16 protein-coding genes are annotated in these 18,549 nt (G+C 35.3%); 6 read left to right on the top strand and 10 right to left on the bottom strand.

All coding sequences use genetic code 11. From position 1 onward, the window contains the following. Positions 1-82 precede the first annotated feature (82 nt). From RTX21_RS05620 to RTX21_RS05610, 3 genes are all read left to right on the top strand, one after another. Positions 83-1,153: a branched-chain amino acid aminotransferase gene (locus tag RTX21_RS05620; RefSeq protein ID WP_312765889.1), complete on the top strand. Its 1,071-nt coding sequence runs from the start codon at positions 83-85 to the stop codon at positions 1,151-1,153. A 147-nt stretch (positions 1,154-1,300) separates the two neighbouring features. Further along, positions 1,301-1,816, top strand: a complete 516-nt coding sequence (locus tag RTX21_RS05615) for an FKBP-type peptidyl-prolyl cis-trans isomerase (protein WP_312765888.1) — start codon at positions 1,301-1,303, stop codon at positions 1,814-1,816. Between the two features lie 21 nt (positions 1,817-1,837). Next, on the top strand, positions 1,838-2,914 hold the full coding sequence (locus RTX21_RS05610) for a peptidylprolyl isomerase (RefSeq protein ID WP_312765887.1): 1,077 nt from the start codon (positions 1,838-1,840) through the stop codon (positions 2,912-2,914). 48 nt (positions 2,915-2,962) lie between these two features. Here RTX21_RS05610 and RTX21_RS05605 read toward each other — a convergent pair whose 3' ends face one another. From RTX21_RS05605 to RTX21_RS05580, 6 genes are all read right to left on the bottom strand, one after another. After that, positions 2,963-3,499: a biliverdin-producing heme oxygenase gene (locus RTX21_RS05605; RefSeq protein WP_312765886.1), complete on the bottom strand. Its 537-nt coding sequence runs from the start codon at positions 3,497-3,499 to the stop codon at positions 2,963-2,965. Continuing rightward, positions 3,480-5,681: an ATP-binding protein gene (locus tag RTX21_RS05600; protein ID WP_312765885.1), complete on the bottom strand. Its 2,202-nt coding sequence runs from the start codon at positions 5,679-5,681 to the stop codon at positions 3,480-3,482. The genes RTX21_RS05605 and RTX21_RS05600 overlap by 20 nt, the downstream gene beginning before the upstream one ends. Before the next feature lie 214 nt (positions 5,682-5,895). Beyond that, on the bottom strand, positions 5,896-7,137 hold the full coding sequence (locus tag RTX21_RS05595; protein ID WP_312765884.1) for a DUF1015 domain-containing protein: 1,242 nt from the start codon (positions 7,135-7,137) through the stop codon (positions 5,896-5,898). A gap of 3 nt (positions 7,138-7,140) precedes the next feature. After that, positions 7,141-8,097 (bottom strand): D-2-hydroxyacid dehydrogenase, encoded by a 957-nt coding sequence (locus RTX21_RS05590; protein WP_312765883.1) that lies wholly within the window; start codon positions 8,095-8,097, stop codon positions 7,141-7,143. Between the two features lie 161 nt (positions 8,098-8,258). Further along, positions 8,259-9,314 carry a 3-phosphoserine/phosphohydroxythreonine transaminase gene (gene serC, locus RTX21_RS05585; protein ID WP_312765882.1) on the bottom strand — a complete coding sequence of 352 codons (1,056 nt, stop codon included), beginning with the start codon at positions 9,312-9,314 and terminating at the stop codon, positions 8,259-8,261. A 67-nt stretch (positions 9,315-9,381) separates the two neighbouring features. Beyond that, positions 9,382-9,732, bottom strand: a complete 351-nt coding sequence (locus RTX21_RS05580) for a 4Fe-4S binding protein (RefSeq protein WP_248876933.1) — start codon at positions 9,730-9,732, stop codon at positions 9,382-9,384. A 49-nt stretch (positions 9,733-9,781) separates the two neighbouring features. Here RTX21_RS05580 and RTX21_RS05575 point away from each other — a divergent pair, with 49 nt between their 5' ends. Both RTX21_RS05575 and RTX21_RS05570 read left to right on the top strand, forming a co-directional pair. Beyond that, positions 9,782-10,816, top strand: a complete 1,035-nt coding sequence (locus tag RTX21_RS05575) for an acyl-CoA reductase (protein ID WP_312765881.1) — start codon at positions 9,782-9,784, stop codon at positions 10,814-10,816. Positions 10,817-11,005: 189 nt separating this feature from the next. Next, entirely contained in the window at positions 11,006-11,548 is a 543-nt protein-coding gene (locus RTX21_RS05570; protein ID WP_312765880.1) for a tetratricopeptide repeat protein, read from the top strand. 149 nt (positions 11,549-11,697) lie between these two features. Here the strand turns inward: RTX21_RS05570 and RTX21_RS05565 are convergent, their stop codons facing one another. Next, complete coding sequence (locus RTX21_RS05565) at positions 11,698-12,642, bottom strand: DUF4349 domain-containing protein (RefSeq protein ID WP_312765879.1); 945 nt, start codon at positions 12,640-12,642, stop codon at positions 11,698-11,700. 205 nt (positions 12,643-12,847) lie between these two features. On the opposite strand from RTX21_RS05565, the gene RTX21_RS05560 reads away from it, so the two are divergent. After that, positions 12,848-13,645, top strand: a complete 798-nt coding sequence (locus tag RTX21_RS05560) for a hypothetical protein (protein ID WP_312765878.1) — start codon at positions 12,848-12,850, stop codon at positions 13,643-13,645. Positions 13,646-13,693: 48 nt separating this feature from the next. On the opposite strand, the gene RTX21_RS05555 is transcribed toward RTX21_RS05560, so the two are convergent. The 3 genes from RTX21_RS05555 to RTX21_RS05545 form a co-directional block, all read right to left on the bottom strand. Further along, positions 13,694-15,286, bottom strand: coding sequence for a peptide chain release factor 3 (locus RTX21_RS05555; RefSeq protein WP_312765877.1), 1,593 nt, complete (start codon positions 15,284-15,286; stop codon positions 13,694-13,696). Positions 15,287-15,694: 408 nt separating this feature from the next. Next, entirely contained in the window at positions 15,695-17,206 is a 1,512-nt protein-coding gene (locus tag RTX21_RS05550) for a SulP family inorganic anion transporter (protein WP_312765876.1), read from the bottom strand. A gap of 34 nt (positions 17,207-17,240) precedes the next feature. Next, positions 17,241-18,425, bottom strand: coding sequence for an MFS transporter (locus tag RTX21_RS05545; RefSeq protein ID WP_312765875.1), 1,185 nt, complete (start codon positions 18,423-18,425; stop codon positions 17,241-17,243). Positions 18,426-18,549 lie beyond the last annotated feature (124 nt).

Here is an 18,549-nt window from a genome sequence, read left to right as displayed (position 1 = left end):
GTATTTTTTTTCAAATTTAACATAAATTTTAATTATTAAAAAATTATTATATATTTGTAATACCTCAACAAAAAATTAAAAAATGATAATTCAAAAATCTACCAACCCAAGAATCTCAACATTCGATCCAGATAATTTTTCATTCGGAAACACTTTTATCGATCATATGATAATCTGTGAATATGAGAATGGAAAATGGGGGGATGTGCAATTAGTACCATATGGTCCAATCGGATTTACCCCTGCAATGATGGGGGTCAATTATGGTCAAGCGTGTTTTGAGGGAATGAAGGCTTACAAAGATAAAGATGGGCAAGTATTCCTTTTCCGTCCGGAAAAGAACTTTCAGCGTATTAATAAATCCGCAAAAAGATTGGCAATTCCTGAGATTTCCGAAGAAATATTCCTGGAAGGTCTCAAAGCTTTGGTAGATATAGACAGAGATTGGATTCCGCAAGGAGAAGGAATGTCTTTATACATAAGACCTCTTCTATTTGCAACAGAAGAAGCCCTCAAGGCAAGAATCTCTGAAAAATATATGTTTGCAATTGTAGCAACACCCGCAAAAAGCTATTATACAGCTCCGGTTTCTGTAAAAATATCCGACCATTACTCCAGAGCTGCGAGTGGAGGAGTTGGTGCGGCCAAAGCTGCAGGGAATTACGCTGCATCTTTTTACCCAACACAATTGGCAATAGAAGAAGGTTATGATCAAATCATCTGGACAGACGATTGTTCCCACGAATATTTCGAAGAAAGTGGAACAATGAATGTTTTTGTAAGAATCAACGATACAATCTATACACCCAAAACGTCTGATAAAATCTTGGATGGTGTTACAAGAGACAGCTTTATTCAATTAGCCAAAAAAAGAGGAATCGAGGTCGTTATAGATGATGTAAAAGTCTCAGATGTTATTGCGGCTCAGAAAAATGGAACACTGAAAGAGGTTTGGGGTGTGGGTACTGCGGTGGTAACGAGCGTTTTTGAAGCTTTGGGCTATCAAGGTGAACATCTGGAGTTGCCAAAACTTCCGGCAGGAGAGAGTTTTGCTGAACAATTGAAAAATGATCTTGTAAACATCCAGACCAACAATGCAGAAGACCCTTTCGGATGGAGGGTTTTGGTTGAAGAAAATGTCTATAGTCTATAGAATTAAATAAAAGTAAATTGAAGAACAAAGACCGGAAATTATTTTCCGGTTTTTGTTTTAATTATAGTTAAGTCTATTAAAATTCTTATTTTTGCACCTGTCCTCCGGAATTCTTTTGTCGGATCGCCGGAGAACTATATCTGATCAATGAAAAAAATAATTTATATAACATCTCTCACGGCATTTTTGGTATCTTGTGTAAAGCAACCAAATATCCATCCATCCGAAGAACGGACAATGACAGAAAGCGATTTGGAAATTTCCAAAAACAGGACCAAGGAACTTAATGACCTAGAAAGATTACAAATACAAGATTGGATCAATTCTCAAAGTATAAAATACTATCCAATGGGTATGAACTATTGGGTAAACATCCCCAATCTTGAAAGTAAACATCGCAAGAATGATGGAGAAAAAGTCAGTTATGAATATTATATCTATGATTTTGACAGGACCAAAGTCTACGAGACTCCTATCGGAAATAGAGATGTCATCTTTGGACGTTTCAAAGAAATGGATGCGATAGAAGATGCCATAAGATATTTGGAAAAAGGAGAGGAAGCAGAACTTCTGATCCCATCTGTTCTAGCGTACGGAACATATGGAGATAATAAAAAAATAACAAATGACACGCCTTTGATCATCAAAGTAAAAGTATTATAAAAAATAACGCTAATCAATAAAATGAAAAAAATTATAGCACTTTCTATAACATTATTAACATTATTAAATTGTAAAACATTGGAAATAGACAAAGAAGTTTATAAAAGTCTGCCAGACGGACTTTATGGAAATTTTGTAACAAGCAAAGGAGATATTTTGGTGAAATTCGAAGATGAGAAATCTCCGGTTACCGTTGCTAATTTTGTAGGTCTTGCAGAAGGTAAGATAGAAAATAAATCCAAGAAAAAAGGAGAACCTTTCTATGATGGGACGATCTTCCACAGGGTGATAAAAGATTTCATGATTCAGGGAGGTGACCCTCAAGGAACAGGAATGGGAGACCCTGGATATAAATTTGCTGATGAGAAGAATGATCTTCAACACACAGGAAAAGGAATCTTATCTATGGCAAATTCTGGTCCTAACACCAACGGTTCCCAGTTCTTTATTACAGAAGTTGCAACACCTTGGTTGGATGGAAGACATACGATCTTTGGAAAAGTGGTTCAAGGTTTACCTGTTATCGATTCTATCGCAAATGTAGAAAAAGGAGCTCAGGACAAGCCTAAAATCGATGTTGTTCTTACTAAAGTGGCTGTTTTCGGTAAAGGGGACAAATATAAACATTATGATGCCGCAAAAATTTTCGCTGAAGGAAAAGAAAAGATCGAAGAAAAAAATAAAGCATATTTAGCTAAAGCTGAAGAAGAATTCAAAGCCAATCAACAAAAATTGGTTGATGACCTGAAAGCAGGAATGCAATCTACGCCGTCCGGATTATTCTATAAGATCACAAAAACAACTACTGGAGCTGCACCAACTGCAGGACAAACAGTAGCGGTTCATTATGCCGGGAAATTGGTAAACGGAGAAGAGTTTGACAATTCTTTCAAAAGAGGACAACCTATCGATATTCCAATTGGAGTTGGGCAAGTTATCAAAGGATGGGACGAAGGTATCATGCTTCTTAAAGAAGGTGAGACTGCAACATTGTTGATTCCACCAACTTTAGGTTACGGAGAAAGAGGAGCTGGAGGTGTTATTCCACCGAATGCATGGTTGATTTTCGATGTAGAATTGGTTAAAATCGGAGGCTGATCCAAAAAAATAAAAAAGGAGCGAATAATAAATAATTTCGCTCCTTTTTTATGATAATAGCTGATATGCTTTCTTAGCTCCAGTTACGCAATCATTGTATTGTGCTTCTGTGATCTTCTCATCGAGAATCGATTTGAATTCCTGCCAAAAAGGACCTGTATTTTCTCCATAGACACCAAAATAATTGAACTCAACATCTTCAAATTCGGGATTTTTTCTAAGTTGTTTTGAGATAACATTTCCTCCTAAAGTAGAACCTTCCATTACATATAAAGCTCCGAAGGCTTCTGCTTCGTTTTCAAGGTTTTGAGCTGATGCTTCAGATCCTGTTTCGATATCAAGATTACTTAGATCAATTTTAAGCGCATCGATCTTACTTCTTAGATCCAATTTCAATTCAGGATAATCTTTCAACTGTTCTTGAACTTGAGGTTCATATCTGCTGATCAATTTATAATTGTGAATCAAGAGTGTTTTATAGTCGTCTAATGTATAAGATTTATCAAAGATTTTTTGTGACTGTAATTTCGCTTCCGTGTCGTCGTGTTGTTGTTTCGTTTGTTCTTTAAGAAATACTGAAATCATAATTGGGTTTTTGAAATTTTAATATAAATGTTGTTCCTTTTCCACTTTCACTTTCATAACTTATTTTTCCGCCCATTTTTTCCATCAGATGATGAACAATACTTAATCCAACACCATTTCCGTTGAATTCCTTTGCGTTATTCATTCTACTGAAAATCTTGAACATTTTACTGGATTCCTGTTTGTCTATCCCAATTCCGTTATCGGTAATTTTATATGTTACAGTATCTTCATAAACTTCTCCAGCAATTTTCACCAATGGTTTTTTTGATTTTGAAGAATATTTTACAGCATTACCGATGACATTGACAAAAACTTGATAAATCATTGTTTTGTCACCCAAAACTTCCGGCGTATTTTCGATAATGATTTCTGTACGAGGCGAATTAAAACTAATTTTAGAATCCTCAGCTAATTTACTGATTAATGAATCCACTTCAATTCTTTTCAATTCTATTTCAGATTTTTTGATTTTACTTAATTCCAAAACATTTCGGATCATTTCACTCATCGTATCCACTTGAGTGATAATGTTGTCAAGAGATTTCTGTACGTTATCTGGATCAGGAATCTTTTTTGCCACCTGTGCATTTAGTTTAATAACAGTAAGTGGCGTGTTGAGATCGTGAGAAATAGTATGAGAGAAAGAGTCTAGCTCTTGGTTTAATTCTTTTAATTGATTGTTAAGGTCAACAATTTGAGATGATTTGGTATGTGATGCTTTTAGAATAACAGAAGTGATCCATCTTGCGGATTCTATTTCCTTGATTTTCCAAGGCATGGAAGTACCTTTCACGTATTCTTTCCAGACTTCGAAAGATTTTCTTGGTGAGAATTTGATAATTTCAACACCATCTTTGATTTCAGAAACCGTTTCTTTCTCCGGTTTTCCGGCCCATTTTATTTTTTGACCTTGTTCTTTTCTCAGCCAGATCAGCATGTCAGACGTGTTGCTTCCTAAAACGCTGGTGATGATCCCGCAACTGATCTCCGGATTGTCCAATTCTACATTGATGTCTTGGCAAAGTGTATTGGTGATGAAAATATTCTCCTCAAAATTCTGATTATTCTCTTTGCTCCAAAGTATAATTTTCTCGATATCAGAATTATTGGGAACATTACCTGCAGTTAGGATCTCATTATTGATTTTAATGATCATTCCATCCGCAGCACAACTATCCATAATATCTTTGATATTGGTTTCGAGTGCTTTTCCAAAATCTTCTTCACTCAGAAGATTTTGACGAAGTGAAATATTATTAAGATTGATTCTCTGGTATTCTTCCAGAGTTTGCAGAGATTTGTAAGAAGCAAAAGCATTGGCCGAAGTTCTTGTGAGTGTTTCTGCTAATAATCTGGATTGCAGATCAAGATGTTTTGGAGCAGCGTTTTGACAAGCAACCATTCCCCATAATTCTCCGTTAACAATAATTGATGTACTGAAGCTTGATTCTACGTGCGCATTTTTGAGATATTCTCTATGAACAGGAGAGGAAGAACGTGTTACGCTATAAGTCAGATCCATTTGTTCCTTTGGGATAACGCCAACTATAGGAAATGTTTTTCCGCAAACGTGAGAAGTTATTCTCACCGGATTTTTAAGATACAAAGCTCTTGCCTGAGCAGGAATATCGGATTCCGGATAATGCAAATCCAGATAACTTTCAAGATTTGGTTTTACCAATTCTTCTATAACCTGACCACTGCCATCGTATAAGAATTGATAGATCATTGCTCTGTCAAAATCAATAATATCCTGTATTTCTTTCAGAAGAACTTTCCAGATGTTTTCGTCATTGGAATTTCTAAGAATATGTTGGATCGCAGCATATTCTTTATTGATTTTATGATTCGGGATCACCTTTTCTATTTCAAAAAAAGTGATTTCTTTATTGGTATGAATACTTAAAGTATATTCTTCATTTTTAAAATCAATATGTTGAATAGCAAGTTCTTGATTATTAGAATAATTATCCCAGTTGATGTCAAGGTTTAAATCGCTTAATAAATCCTTGATGTCTTTCCCAAGTATAGAGGGGTCAAGAGAAAATAACGCTAGAATATTTTCACTGTAGGAAACTATTTTAGAGTTTTGAGTACCTATCAGATAACCGTAGTCCTGCACTTCTCCACAGATATGAATAGGTTCCTGATCACAATTGATATATTCTTTTGGATACATATTTTGATTAATAATTGGATATACCTTTTGTGTTTTAAAAAGTAAAGATAAACAATAAAATTAACTAACGTTAATTTTATTCTTGTGCCAGCTTGCTTTCTGATAAAAATAATTTAATGCTCTGAATTTCAGTTGATAAATTTTAATAGTAAAATTGTGCCAAATAAAAAAGGTGACAAATTTTGTCACCTCGATATTTATTTAGTAGAAAAATTTATTTCATATCATACATTATCAATGCTGTGATCAATTTTGGTTCTATTAATGTACATTTAGGAGGCATTTTAATTTCTTTGTCAGAAACTTTCAATAGATCGGTAAAGCTAATAGGGTAAATCCCGAATCCTACTTTATATTCTCCATTGTCCACCTTTTCTTTTAGGTCTTTGATTCCATTTATGTCGGAAGTTCCCTTTTGATAGGTGATCTTGTCCGTATGTTTGGCATTCTCTATGCCAAGAATATTTTCGAAAATATATTTGTCTACTAGATGATGGTCCAGGTCATTTCCATTTCTATTCTCCTCACGGATGTTATGCTTCACATGCAGACTATAAAACTTGCCACCAAGATACATGCTGATATGGAATTTCTGCGAAGGAAAATAAGGCGCTTCACCTTTTTCGTGAATCTGAAAATCTTCTTTTAGCTTTTCTAAAAAATCTGTTTCTGACAGACCATTCAGATCTTTAAGAAGACGATTGTAATCATTGATCTTGATCGATTGATTGGAAACTATGAAACTATAAACAAAGTTATAATGTTCCGTGCCATGTGATCTTTTGCTTTTATCTCTTTGTTTTTTTGCGTATTCTGCGACAGAACCAATTCTGTGGTGTCCATCGGCAATATAAAATGAATCGATTGGGTCCAGAACTTCTTTGAACTGTTGCAATTTCAATCTGTTATCAATTCTCCAGATCTTGTGTCTTACTTTTTTCTCATCGGTATAATTGATGATTGGAACATTCTTCTGCTCGTGATTCATCAATAATTCTACTTTAGAATTGGAATGATAGGTCAAAAGAACTGGCTCGGCTTGTACACCAACTTTTTCAAGGTAATGTGCCATTTTCATTCTTCTTTCCGTAATTGTCGATTCGTGCTTTTTGATCTTTCCTTCCCAAAAATCATCTACACTTACCAATCCCATTAATCCTCTGAAACTTGTTTTGTCCGGAAGGGTCTGTTCATATAAGTAATAAGCAGAATCGTCTTGAGTTAGTTTTTTGTCATCCAATAATTCTTCGAAGTTAGACCTTATCTTTCTCAGATTTCTATCAACATCTTTGGATTTACTTACGACCGCAGGCTTTATCATCTGGATATAAGAATCATCCTGCTGTGCTTTTTTATTGATTTCTTCCTGCGTAAAATTATCCAAAGAATAAGTTGGGAAGACGTCAATAAAATCAGGATTTGGTCTGATTCCTCTAAATGGTTTAAATACTGGCATATATTATAATTGGGCTTTTATTTTTATAATTTGTTGGGCTAATTCTTCTCCAATTCTGTTTTGGGCATCCATTGTGTTGCCGCCAACGTGAGGGGAAAGAGAAAGCGCAGGATTCATTAGAATTAATACTTCCGGAGTTGGTTCTTTTTCAAAAACATCCAATGCAGCGCCATAAACTTTTCCGTTTTCTATAGCGTCTAAAAGAGCTACTTCGTTGATGACACCGCCTCTTGCCGTATTAGTAATGAAAACACCTTCCTTCATTAGTTCCAATTCTTTAGAATCAATCAAATATCCATCAGTAAGACCTGTATTGAGGCTGATGAAATCTGAGTTTTTTAAAACTTCATCTAAATTTACAGATTTAATTTCAAAATCCAAAGATTGACCATCGAAAAAGCTAAGCTGAATATTCTCAGTTTTTGGTGTTCTGTTGTAAGCTAAGATTTTCATTCCAAGAGAAATACCCATCTTGATGACTTCAATTCCGATATTTCCCATTCCGATAACACCAAGTATTTTACCAGAAAGTTCTGTTGCATTATTGAATGATTTTTTCAGTGCATTGAATTGCGTTTCGCCTTCCAACGGCATCAATCTGTTACTCTCGTGAAGGAATCTTGCTAATGAAAAGAAATGTGCGAAAACCAATTCCGCCACAGATTTGCAAGACGCTTTTGGTGTATTGATGATGTAAATACCTTTATCAATCGCATATTCCACATCGATATTATCCATCCCAATTCCGCCACGTCCGATAATTTTGAGATTAGGACATTTGTCAATCAGGTCTTTTCTAACCTGCGTGGCGCTTCTTACCAAAAGAACATCAACATTGTTATCATTGATGAATTTGCTCAGATGTTCCGGAGATACTCTGGCTTCCAAAACCGTGATATCTGCTTCTTTCAAAAGCTGAATTCCCTTTTCTGAGAGTCCATCATTAGCTAATACAATCATTGTTTAATTCAAAAATCCTTTAGTTACTGAGTTTCCCTGACTTGTTTGAGTTAAAAATCAAGGTTGGCTAAGATACGATTTTTTCTTCTGATTAACATTATATTAACAAAAAAACGTCCTGAATTAACAAGGACGTTTCTGATTTATAAGGAGAAAAGTGCTTAGATACTTTTCATCACATCTACTAAAGCTTGTACGCTTTCTATTGGCATTGCATTATAAATACTTGCTCTGTAGCCGCCAACACTTCTGTGTCCGTTCAGTCCGCTGATTCCAGCTGCTTTCCAAGCGGCGTCAAAAGCTTCTTGCTTAGACTCATTTGTCAAAGTGAAAGTTACATTCATAAAAGAACGGTCTTCTACAGCAGCTACACCTTGGAAGTTTGGGTTGCTATCAATCTCGTCATAAAGCAATTTGGCTTTTGCATTGTTTTTAGCTTCAGCAGCAGCAATTCCTCCATTTTCTTCCAAATGTTTTAAGGTCAGATAAGACGCATAAACTGCAAAAACCGGAGGTGTATTAGACATAGATTCTTTATCAATATGAACCGCATAATCCAAATACGTTGGAATCTGTCTGCCAGTTTTTCCAAGAATTGATTTTTTAACCACAACCAAAGTTGCTCCAGCCGGACCCATATTTTTCTGAGCACCTGCATAGATCAGATCAAACTGAGAAAAATCCAACTCTCTGCTGAAAATATCAGAAGACATATCGCAAACCAGAAGTGTATCTACTTTCGGGAAAGATTTCATCTGCGTTCCAAAAATCGTATTGTTGGAAGTACAGTGGAAATAATCATATTCTGAACCAACTGTAAAATCTTTAGGAATATAGTTATAATTAGACTCTTTGGAAGAAGCCACAACATCTACATTACCAATCATTTTAGCTTCCTTGATAGCGCCAGAAGCCCAAGTTCCTGTATTGGTATAAGCTGCTTTTCCGTCTACAGACAAAAGATTGTATGGAACCATTAAGAATTGAAGACTTGCTCCACCTTGCAGATATAGAACTTCGTAGTCGTCGCCAAGATTCATCAATCTTTTTACAATAGCACGAGCCTCGTCCATCACAGCAACAAAATCTTTGCTTCTATGCGAAATTTCTAGAAGAGACAAACCAATTCCGTTAAAATCAAGAATCGCTTCTGATGCTTTTTGAAAAACTTCTTGTGGAAGAATACTAGGGCCTGCGCTAAAATTATGTTTTTTCATTTATTATAAGTAATTAGGGTATTTAATTTTAAAAGCCACAAGCTTGGGGCTAATGGCTTTAATTTTTTTATTCGTTATGAAGGAAAGCTTTTTTCGCCAACAATTCTTCTTCTGTTTCTACATTGTCTTCATCAGGAACACAGCAGTCAACAGGGCAAACAGCCGCGCACTGTGGCTCTTCGTGGAAACCTTTACATTCGGTACATTTATCGGTTACAATGAAGTAATAATCGTCTTCCACAGGCTGTTGTGCAGCATCTGCGTTCACAGAAAGTCCAGAAGAAAGAACCACCATTCCCTTCAAAGATGTTCCTTCGGACGCTTTCCAATCTACTGCTCCTTCATAGATGGCGGTGTTCGGACATTCCGGTTCACAAGCGCCACAATTGATACATTCGTCAGTTATCTTGATAGCCATTGCTATTTTATTTTTAATTTTGCACAAAATTACAAAAAAAAAGCCAGCCATGCTGAACGAATACAAAATTTCAGGACTTGAAAAATTAGGTGAATTCATCCAAAATTTCCTGAAAAATGATGATGAGCATTACAATGAAAAAGAAGAGCGATTGGCTTATCTTATGATGCGTTCTGAAATCGAAAACCCTTGGTTTACACAAGAGAATCAAAGGTATAACTTACAACAATGGGCAAGTCTTTTCTCTAAAGAAAATATTGAAAACTGGTTGTCCAAATATCAATTATCCAACACATCCAAAAGAGTAGGATTGATATTGGCTGGAAATATCCCGTTGGTTGGTTTTCACGATATTATTTCTGTAGTTCTGAGTAATCACATTCCGGTTATCAAATTATCTTCTAAAGATCGATTGATGTTGCCTTATCTTTTGCAACTATGGAATGAATTTTCTAATAACGAAATTGAATATCACATCGTAGAAAGATTAGAAAAATTCGATGCTGTGATTGCAACAGGAAGCAACAATACAGCAAGATATTTGGAGTATTATTTCAAAGATAGTTTGAGCATCATCAGAAAAAACAGAACATCTGTAGCTGTTTTAAAAGGGGATGAAACTGATGAAGAATTACAATTATTAGCCGATGATATTTTCCGATATTATGGATTAGGATGCAGAAATGTAACCCGAATTCTGATTCCGAATAATTTGAAATTGGACAGATTGTTTGAGAATTTCATCAATTATAAAGACATTATCAATCATAACAAATATGCGAATAACTACGATTATAACAGAGCTATTTATCTTTTGAATCAAGACCAATTCTGGGATAATAATTTTGTAATGCTGAAGGAAGATGAGAAGTTATTCAGTCCGTTATCTGTAATCAATTTTTCTCGTTACAATACTTTGGACGAAGCCAAACAATTTGTTGAAATTAATAAAGATGAAATCCAGACTATTGTTGCAAAGCCGGAATTGGGATTAGAATCGATTGGTTTTGGAGAGACACAAAATCCTTCGCTGGACACTTATGCGGATAATGTGGATACGATGGCTTTTTTGAGCGTGATTTAAGATTCATGTGATTATACTTCATTAATTTATTAGCTTGATTTTAATTAAAACAATATACTAGTTTCTTTAAATTTTCTTAAATCGTATCCTTATATTCTTAAAAAAATCGAAAAAAAATTAAAATTTCAAAATTTATGGCCTTTTTGGAATCGTCCTTGCGATAATCATTATAACTTAAAATAAAAGGTTATGAAAACGGAATTGAAAATTAAAAGTCTATTGTTTGGATTATCATTACTAACAGTTAGTTATGTAAATGCCCAAACAACCAATGAAACACAAACGGCAGCTACAACTCAAAGTCAAGCAGCTAATCCACAAATAGAAGCTCTCAAGCAAAAAATTGCTACCAATCCACAAGATACACAATCTTTGGTGGCTTTGGCAACAGCTTATCAAGATGCCGGAGATTTTACATCTGCCATTACAACTTGGAACCAAATCACAACGATTATTCCGGATTGGGCGCCGGCATATTATAGTATTGGATATGCTAATCAGGCTGCAAAAAATAACGAAGGAGCAAAGGCTGCTTATGACAAATATATTGCAAAAGTAAAACCGGAGGAGGTAGAGGCTAATAAACAGAATTTGGCTTATGCATATTTTTTCATTGCATTTGTTGACAAAGACACGAATCCTGAAAAAGCGAAACAATATATTGCAAAATCTCTGCAATATGATAGTACCAATCAAGATGCGCTTAACTTAAGTAAAAGCTTGATGAACTAAAATCAAATTTTTCAATTATAAAAAAAGACGCTTAATTTAAGCGTCTTTTATTTTTTGCAAAATTCAAATCAATTTTTATGATATTAAAATATTTGCATCTTAAAAACATGAGATTTAATTTTAAAAACTTCGCGTCTTTGCATTAAAAATTATACATTTTCATCAGTATTATTCTCTTTAGGAGGATTTTGATTCTTATCCTGATTTTTCTTTTTGTAAAAATAATAACCAATTCCTGCAATCAGAAAGACTGGCCAAAAGGGTAGAAGGAATAATAAAATACTTCCAATTACAGTCCAGCCGGACGAAATTGCGTCTGCAGATTTTTCTCCGAAAGTCTTATCTTTTTCGTTTTCCTGAGGTTTCAGATGATTGTCATAAAGCGTGATTTCCAGATTGCCCAATTTATTGGGACTATAAGCATTTCCTTTAACTTCCAGATTTTTATTTTGAATCATTCCTAGATTTTGAAGGTCTTCAATTACATAATCGAATTTTTCAAAAGGAACTTTCGAGGTAAGATAAAATGTTTGGAATTCATCATTACTCACGAGATTTTCTGTTTTGACAGTTCCATCATATTTTCTGATGATTTCTCTTAGAGATTCTTTGGCTTCGGAGATATTATCGACATTGATTTCAACCGAACCATTTTTTACCAATGGAGAAGGCTCCGGAACTACAATTTGCTTTTTTCCAGGCTTATCTTTGTAGATAACTTTGGTGAGAGTTTTTGTTGCTTTTGGAATCTCTTTTTTGATTTGATTTTTTATTGAATCAATATTAGAAGTGATCTTTTTATCTTCAACATCTTTTTTGAATTTCTCAATATTTTCAGAAATAGAATCGATTTTATTTTTGCTGTTCTCAAAGGCTTTTTCGATATCTTCCTTATTTTTAATCAAATCTTTAGCTTTCAGATTCACCGAATCTAAAACTGCATTGGCATTAGAATCCAGATTATTTACTGTTTCAGAAGCTTTATCCATTAAAGAATCTGCGTTGGCGATTGTATTATTAGCTTCCTGTAAATCTGCTTTTTTACACATCGTGAGTGTGCTCAAAATAACGGCGGTCAATATTAATTTTTTCATTGAGATAATTTTATGATGTAAAGCTATCCAACAACTAAAAGAATGATTTGTAAATGAATCTGAAATTTTTTGTAATTTATTAATCTATTTAAAATCAAATATTTAAATTGGTTTTACAAGTGATTTACAAAAATTAAGAATGAAATTTTAAAGATTAAAAGAGGATTTTACCGAATTAATTTTAAATTGCTTCAAACTAAATGTGATGATAAAATATTTCAAATACTTTCTGATATTGACAATTGCAGTTTCTTGTAAAAAAGAAGAAGTTCAAGAAGTTGAGCAAATTAAAAAAGATTCAATTATTACTGGATCAAAGACACCAACAGAAAATCCAAGAGACCAAGTTCAGCATCTTTTCACAGCTAATGGCGGTTCTATTCTATATCTTAAAAATGGTGAAATCAAAGGTCAGGCGAGGTTTGATACTGATGGCGATTTTATTACAGAACTGATGAAAACTGAAACCTATGGAAATTACACGGATTATGATGATTATTTGATAGATAAGAAAAACAAAGACACCACTTTTTTCTTTAATGACTTTGGAAAAATAGACGAAGGTTGGAATATCTTAAAAGGTGTTTCTATCGAAAATCCAATGCAGGTCGTTTCTTACAAATCACCGAAAAAACCAAATTCTTCACAGACAGAAAACATTTCCGAAACCAGACTTATCATTTTCGCTCCTGAGCTCAAAACCTTTGCGGATGAAAACTCAACAGAAGCAGATACCTATTTCAAAGCAATGGACGACTGGAATTTCTATTCGCTGGAACTGGATGAAAGTTTTGAAAGGCTGAGAGTAAAAACCCATTATATGAAAAAGCGTTTTCTAAGTCTTGATTTACCAAACCAGAAAAATATAACAATTGATACACAATCAAAAATCAATGGACATAAAGTGTTGGCGTTACTTTATAAAAAAGGCAAAATGCCGATTATCATTTCTTTGATTTTTAATGATAATAATTTGGATGAGATTAAGAAATATTTGAAGTGAATCTTTTTTAAAACAAAAAATCCGCAGAGAACGCTGCGGATCAATATTTTAATCATTAGCAAACTCACTAATAAAATGCAGTTTTACATTCGGAAATTTCTCCTGAGTCATTGTAATCGTAAAAGACGAATCGGCTAAGAAAACCAGTTGGTCATATTTGTCTCGTGCTAAGAAACGCTGTTTCAGTCTCGCAAATTCTTTGAATTCCTCAGACTTTTCATCCGCTTCAACCCAGCACGCTTTGTGGATGCTGATGGGCTCATAAGAACATTTCGCACCATATTCATGTTCCAAACGATATTGGATAACCTCGTACTGAAGCGCACCAACTGTTCCGATGATTTTTCTGTTATTCATTTCCAGCGTAAATAACTGGGCAACACCTTCGTCCATTAGCTGGTCAACACCTTTTGCCAGTTGTTTCGCTTTCAACGGGTCATTATTATTGATGTAACGGAAATGCTCTGGAGAGAAACTCGGGATTCCTTTGAAACTCAGCTTTTCACCAGCTGTCAACGTATCGCCAATCCGGAAACTTCCCGTATCGTGAAGTCCGACAATATCGCCAGGGAAACTCTCGTCCACAACCTCTTTTTTGTCTGCAAAGAATGCGTTAGGAGAGGAGAACTTCATTTTTTTACCTTCTCTTACAAGCAAGTAATTTTCATTTCTTTTAAAAGTTCCGGACACGATTTTTACGAACGCCAGACGGTCTCTGTGTTTCGGGTCCATATTTGCGTGGATTTTGAACACAAATCCTGTAAAATTATTTTCTTCAGGTTTCACCAATCTCGTTTCACTTTCTTTCGGCTGTGGCATTGGTGCAATGTCGATGAAAGCATTCAGTAACTCACGAACTCCAAAATTATTAAGAGCAGAACCAAAGAAAACAGGCTGCAAATCACCATTCATATAATCTTCACGATTAAACTCCGGATAAACTGACTGAATCAAATCCAGTTCTTCACGCAAGCTTGTCGCCGCTTTTGCACCAACCAATTCATCAATTTGAGAATCATTGATATCATCAATTTTCAGAGATTCTCCAACTTTCTGTTTTTTCTCTTCAAAAAACAGCTGAATGTTATTTTCCCAAATATTATAAATCCCCTGAAAGTCGCTTCCCATACCAATTGGCAAAGAAAGCGGACAAACCGTCAAACCTAATTTCTGTTCCACTTCATCCAGCAAATCGAAAGCATCTTTACCTTCACGGTCCAACTTATTAATGAAAACAATCATTGGAATGTTTCGCATTCTACAAACCTGAACCAGCTTTTCCGTCTGTTCCTCAACCCCTTTAGCAACGTCAATCACTACAATCACGGAGTCAACCGCGGTCAGCGTTCGGTACGTATCTTCCGCAAAATCCTTGTGGCCGGGCGTATCCAGAATATTGATTTTGTGGTCTCTGTATTCAAAAGCCAAAACCGAAGTCGCCACAGAAATCCCTCTCTGACGTTCGATTTCCATAAAATCGGAGGTCGCACCTTTTTTGATCTTATTGGATTTTACAGCGCCTGCTTCCTGAATCGCCCCTCCGAAAAGCAAGAGTTTTTCCGTCAACGTGGTTTTTCCCGCATCGGGATGGGAGATGATTCCGAAAGTTTTTCTTTTGCTGATTTCTTGTTGTAAAGACATAATAAAATTTGAGATTGCAAAAATCGTGATTTTTATCGGATTCTGAAAATCGAGTTTTATATTATTAATAAGGAGTCGTTTGACTTCGTAGAACTGTTGGTTTTGATTTTTTATTTGGAGCCTAATCCCGCTTTCCGCTGTATCTTTTTTGTCATCGGCGTTTTGTCATCAAAAACAAAGTTTCCAGTTCAGACAAAAAAGGATGCCGCTACAATCGGGGCCATGGATTTTGTCGTCCAATCAACATTAGTAAAAAAGTTAAACGGATTTTGTTCAAAACAACCGTAGGAAACAAAACAAAGTTGACGGAGGTTACAAAACGATTCGCAAAACGAAATATCAATTTGAAATTAGATTGTCAGTCTGAAGCTCTCGAAGACATATAAAAATAAAATTCCTTATAAAATTTTAATCTTCCTTATCCTCGATAATATTGATATCCACAACATTCTCCGCATTCTTTATCAAACGTTTGCATCTACGGCTCAGATTTATTAAACTAAGTGTTTTCCCTTGGTTTTTATAACGTTCAGTCAGTTTATTCAGAATATCAATAGCAGACATATCCACAACACGACTTTCTTTAAAATCGATAATCACCTGTTCAGGGTCATTCATCACATCAAATTTCTCAGCAAAAACAGTCGTAGAGCCAAAAAATAACGGTCCAAAAATCTCGTAATGTTTAACACCTTCATTATCAGCAAACTTCCTTGCACGGATTCTTTTCGCACTTTCCCAGGCAAAAACCAAAGCGGAAATAATCACACCAATTAAAACTGCCAAAGCCAGATTATGAAGGAAAACAGTAACCAAAGTCACCACAATCATCACAAAAATATCAGACTTCGGAAATCGTTTTATCGCTTTGAAACTGGCCCACTCAAATGTTCCAACCGAAACCATAATCATCACGCCAACCAAAGCGGCAATTGGCATTTTTCCGATGACCGGCGCACCAAAAAGAATGATGAAGAGAATAACCAAAGCTGCGATAATTCCTGACAATCTGGCTCTTGCACCAGCTGATAGATTGACCAAAGTTTGCGCAATCATCGGGCATCCGCCCATTCCTAAAAAGAAACCATTCAGAATGTTGGCAGTTCCTTGTGCCACGCATTCTCTGTTGCTGTTGCCTCTGGTATTGGTTATTTCATCAACCAAATTCAACGTTAGTAAACCCTCCGTCAGTCCAACGGTTGACATAATTAAAGCAAATGGAAAAATGACTTTCAAAACTTCAAAAGATAATGCAACATTCGGGATGTGAAACGGTGGGAAACCCCCTGCAATATTGGCAATGTCACTAACAGTTTTAGTATGGATTCCGAAAATTATTACCAAAGCAAAAGTAATGGCAATTGCCACTAAAGAAGCCGGGATTTTCTTGGTGAATTTTGGAAATATCAGTACTACTGAAATAGTAAGGGCGACCAAGCCGAGCATTATATAAAGTGGATTTCCTGACAGCCACTTTTCTGTTCCCTGGACCTTAAACTGATTAATCTGTGACATAAAAATCACAATTGCTAATCCATTTACAAAACCATACATCACTGACTGAGGAACCAATCGGATGAATTTTCCTAATTTAAAAATTCCGATAATGATCTGAATAATTCCAGCTAAAACAACTGTTGCAAAAACATATTCGATGCCGTGGGAAATCATTAGTGGAATCAAAACAATCACGGTTGCACCAGCACCTCCGGAAATTAATCCCGGTCTACCGCCTAAAATTGCGGTGACCAATCCCATTATGAAAGCGGCGTACAAACCTGTTAATGGCGAAAATCCTGCAAGAATGGCGAACGACAAAGATTCCGGAATCATCGTCATTGCGACGGTCAGTCCAGCGAATATTTCGTTTCGGTAATTTACTTTTCGGGAGAAATCAAAAAGATTGAGAACTTTCTGCATAAAAATTTAAAAGGCAAAAATAGTTGAAATTGTACTATTTTGTTTGATTCATTTTCAAATAATAAGCCAAAAACAACCCCAACATCACAATTCCGATACTGAAGGGAAAAATGTAAGGCAACCCAAATGCATCAGCAACACCGCCAATCAACGGACCTGTAATTCCCAGGGAAATATCAATGAATAAACCATAACCTGCCAACGCCGAACCTTGATTGGAAGATGGAACGGTCTTCATCGCCATCACGCCCAAAGCTGGAAAAATCAATGAAAATCCTAAACCTGTGATTCCTGCACCAATCAAAACAAAATAAGGATGATATGACAATGCAATTATTGTTAATCCCAATGCTTCAACCGCCAGACTTGCAATCGCAACGTTGATTCCGCCAAATCGATTAATCGCATTATTGAAAACCAATCTTCCCGCAACGAACAAAATCCCGAAAACCGACAGACACATTGCTCCATTTTGCCAATGATAATAGTCGTAGTAAAGTGTTATAAAAGTAGAGATCGTAGCAAATCCTAAACCTCCCATAGCCAGACAAAGTCCGAAAGGAGCGACTTTTTCGAGAACATTCCAAAAGGATTTTTGTTTTTCTTCGGATTGTTTTCCGGTTCGATTTTCTTTGTTTCTTGCTATGAAAAATCCAATTAATCCTAGCAGAATAATTAAAATTCCCAATCCGTAAAAATTGGAGTATTTTACAATTGTTACGCCTAAAGAAGCGCCTAACGCCAAAGCGCCATAACATGCAACGCCATTATAAGAAATGATTTTTGCTGTATGTTTTTCTCCAAAAGTCATAATCGCCCAGTTAATTGGACTTGCGCCAACCATTCCTTCTGCACCGCCAGTAAAAAGTCGTGTGATAATTAAAAATAACAAACTTATGATAGGAGAGAATCTGAAATAATAAGCCATTATCAAAACTAATCCTGTAAAAGCAAATCCCAGCATACTGATTAAAACTGCTGGTTTTGGTCCTTTGCTGTCAATTATTTTCCCAGAGTAAGCTCTCATCAGAAATGTCATCATATATTGCAAACTAATCACTATTCCGGCAACCAGCATACTAAATCCAAGACCTTTGCTAATGAAAATAGGTAAAACAGATAATGATAATCCGATGATAAAATACCCTATAAACGTGAAAAAGACATACGAAATGATGGAATTTGAGAATTTTCTGCTTTGTTCAATCGTTGCATCCATAACATTAAATATCAAGGTGCAAAAATACTTCTTATAAAAATCTCAATAATAATGTTTACGGTTAATTAAACAATAATTTTTTATAGATGGAATCAATAATACAGGAATATTAGAAAATTCTGTA

Source organism: Epilithonimonas sp. (assembly GCF_032054305.1).
GTDB lineage: Bacteria > Bacteroidota > Bacteroidia > Flavobacteriales > Weeksellaceae > Epilithonimonas.
Note: the sequence above shows the minus strand (reverse complement) of the source record. Positions and strands in the feature narration are given on the sequence as shown.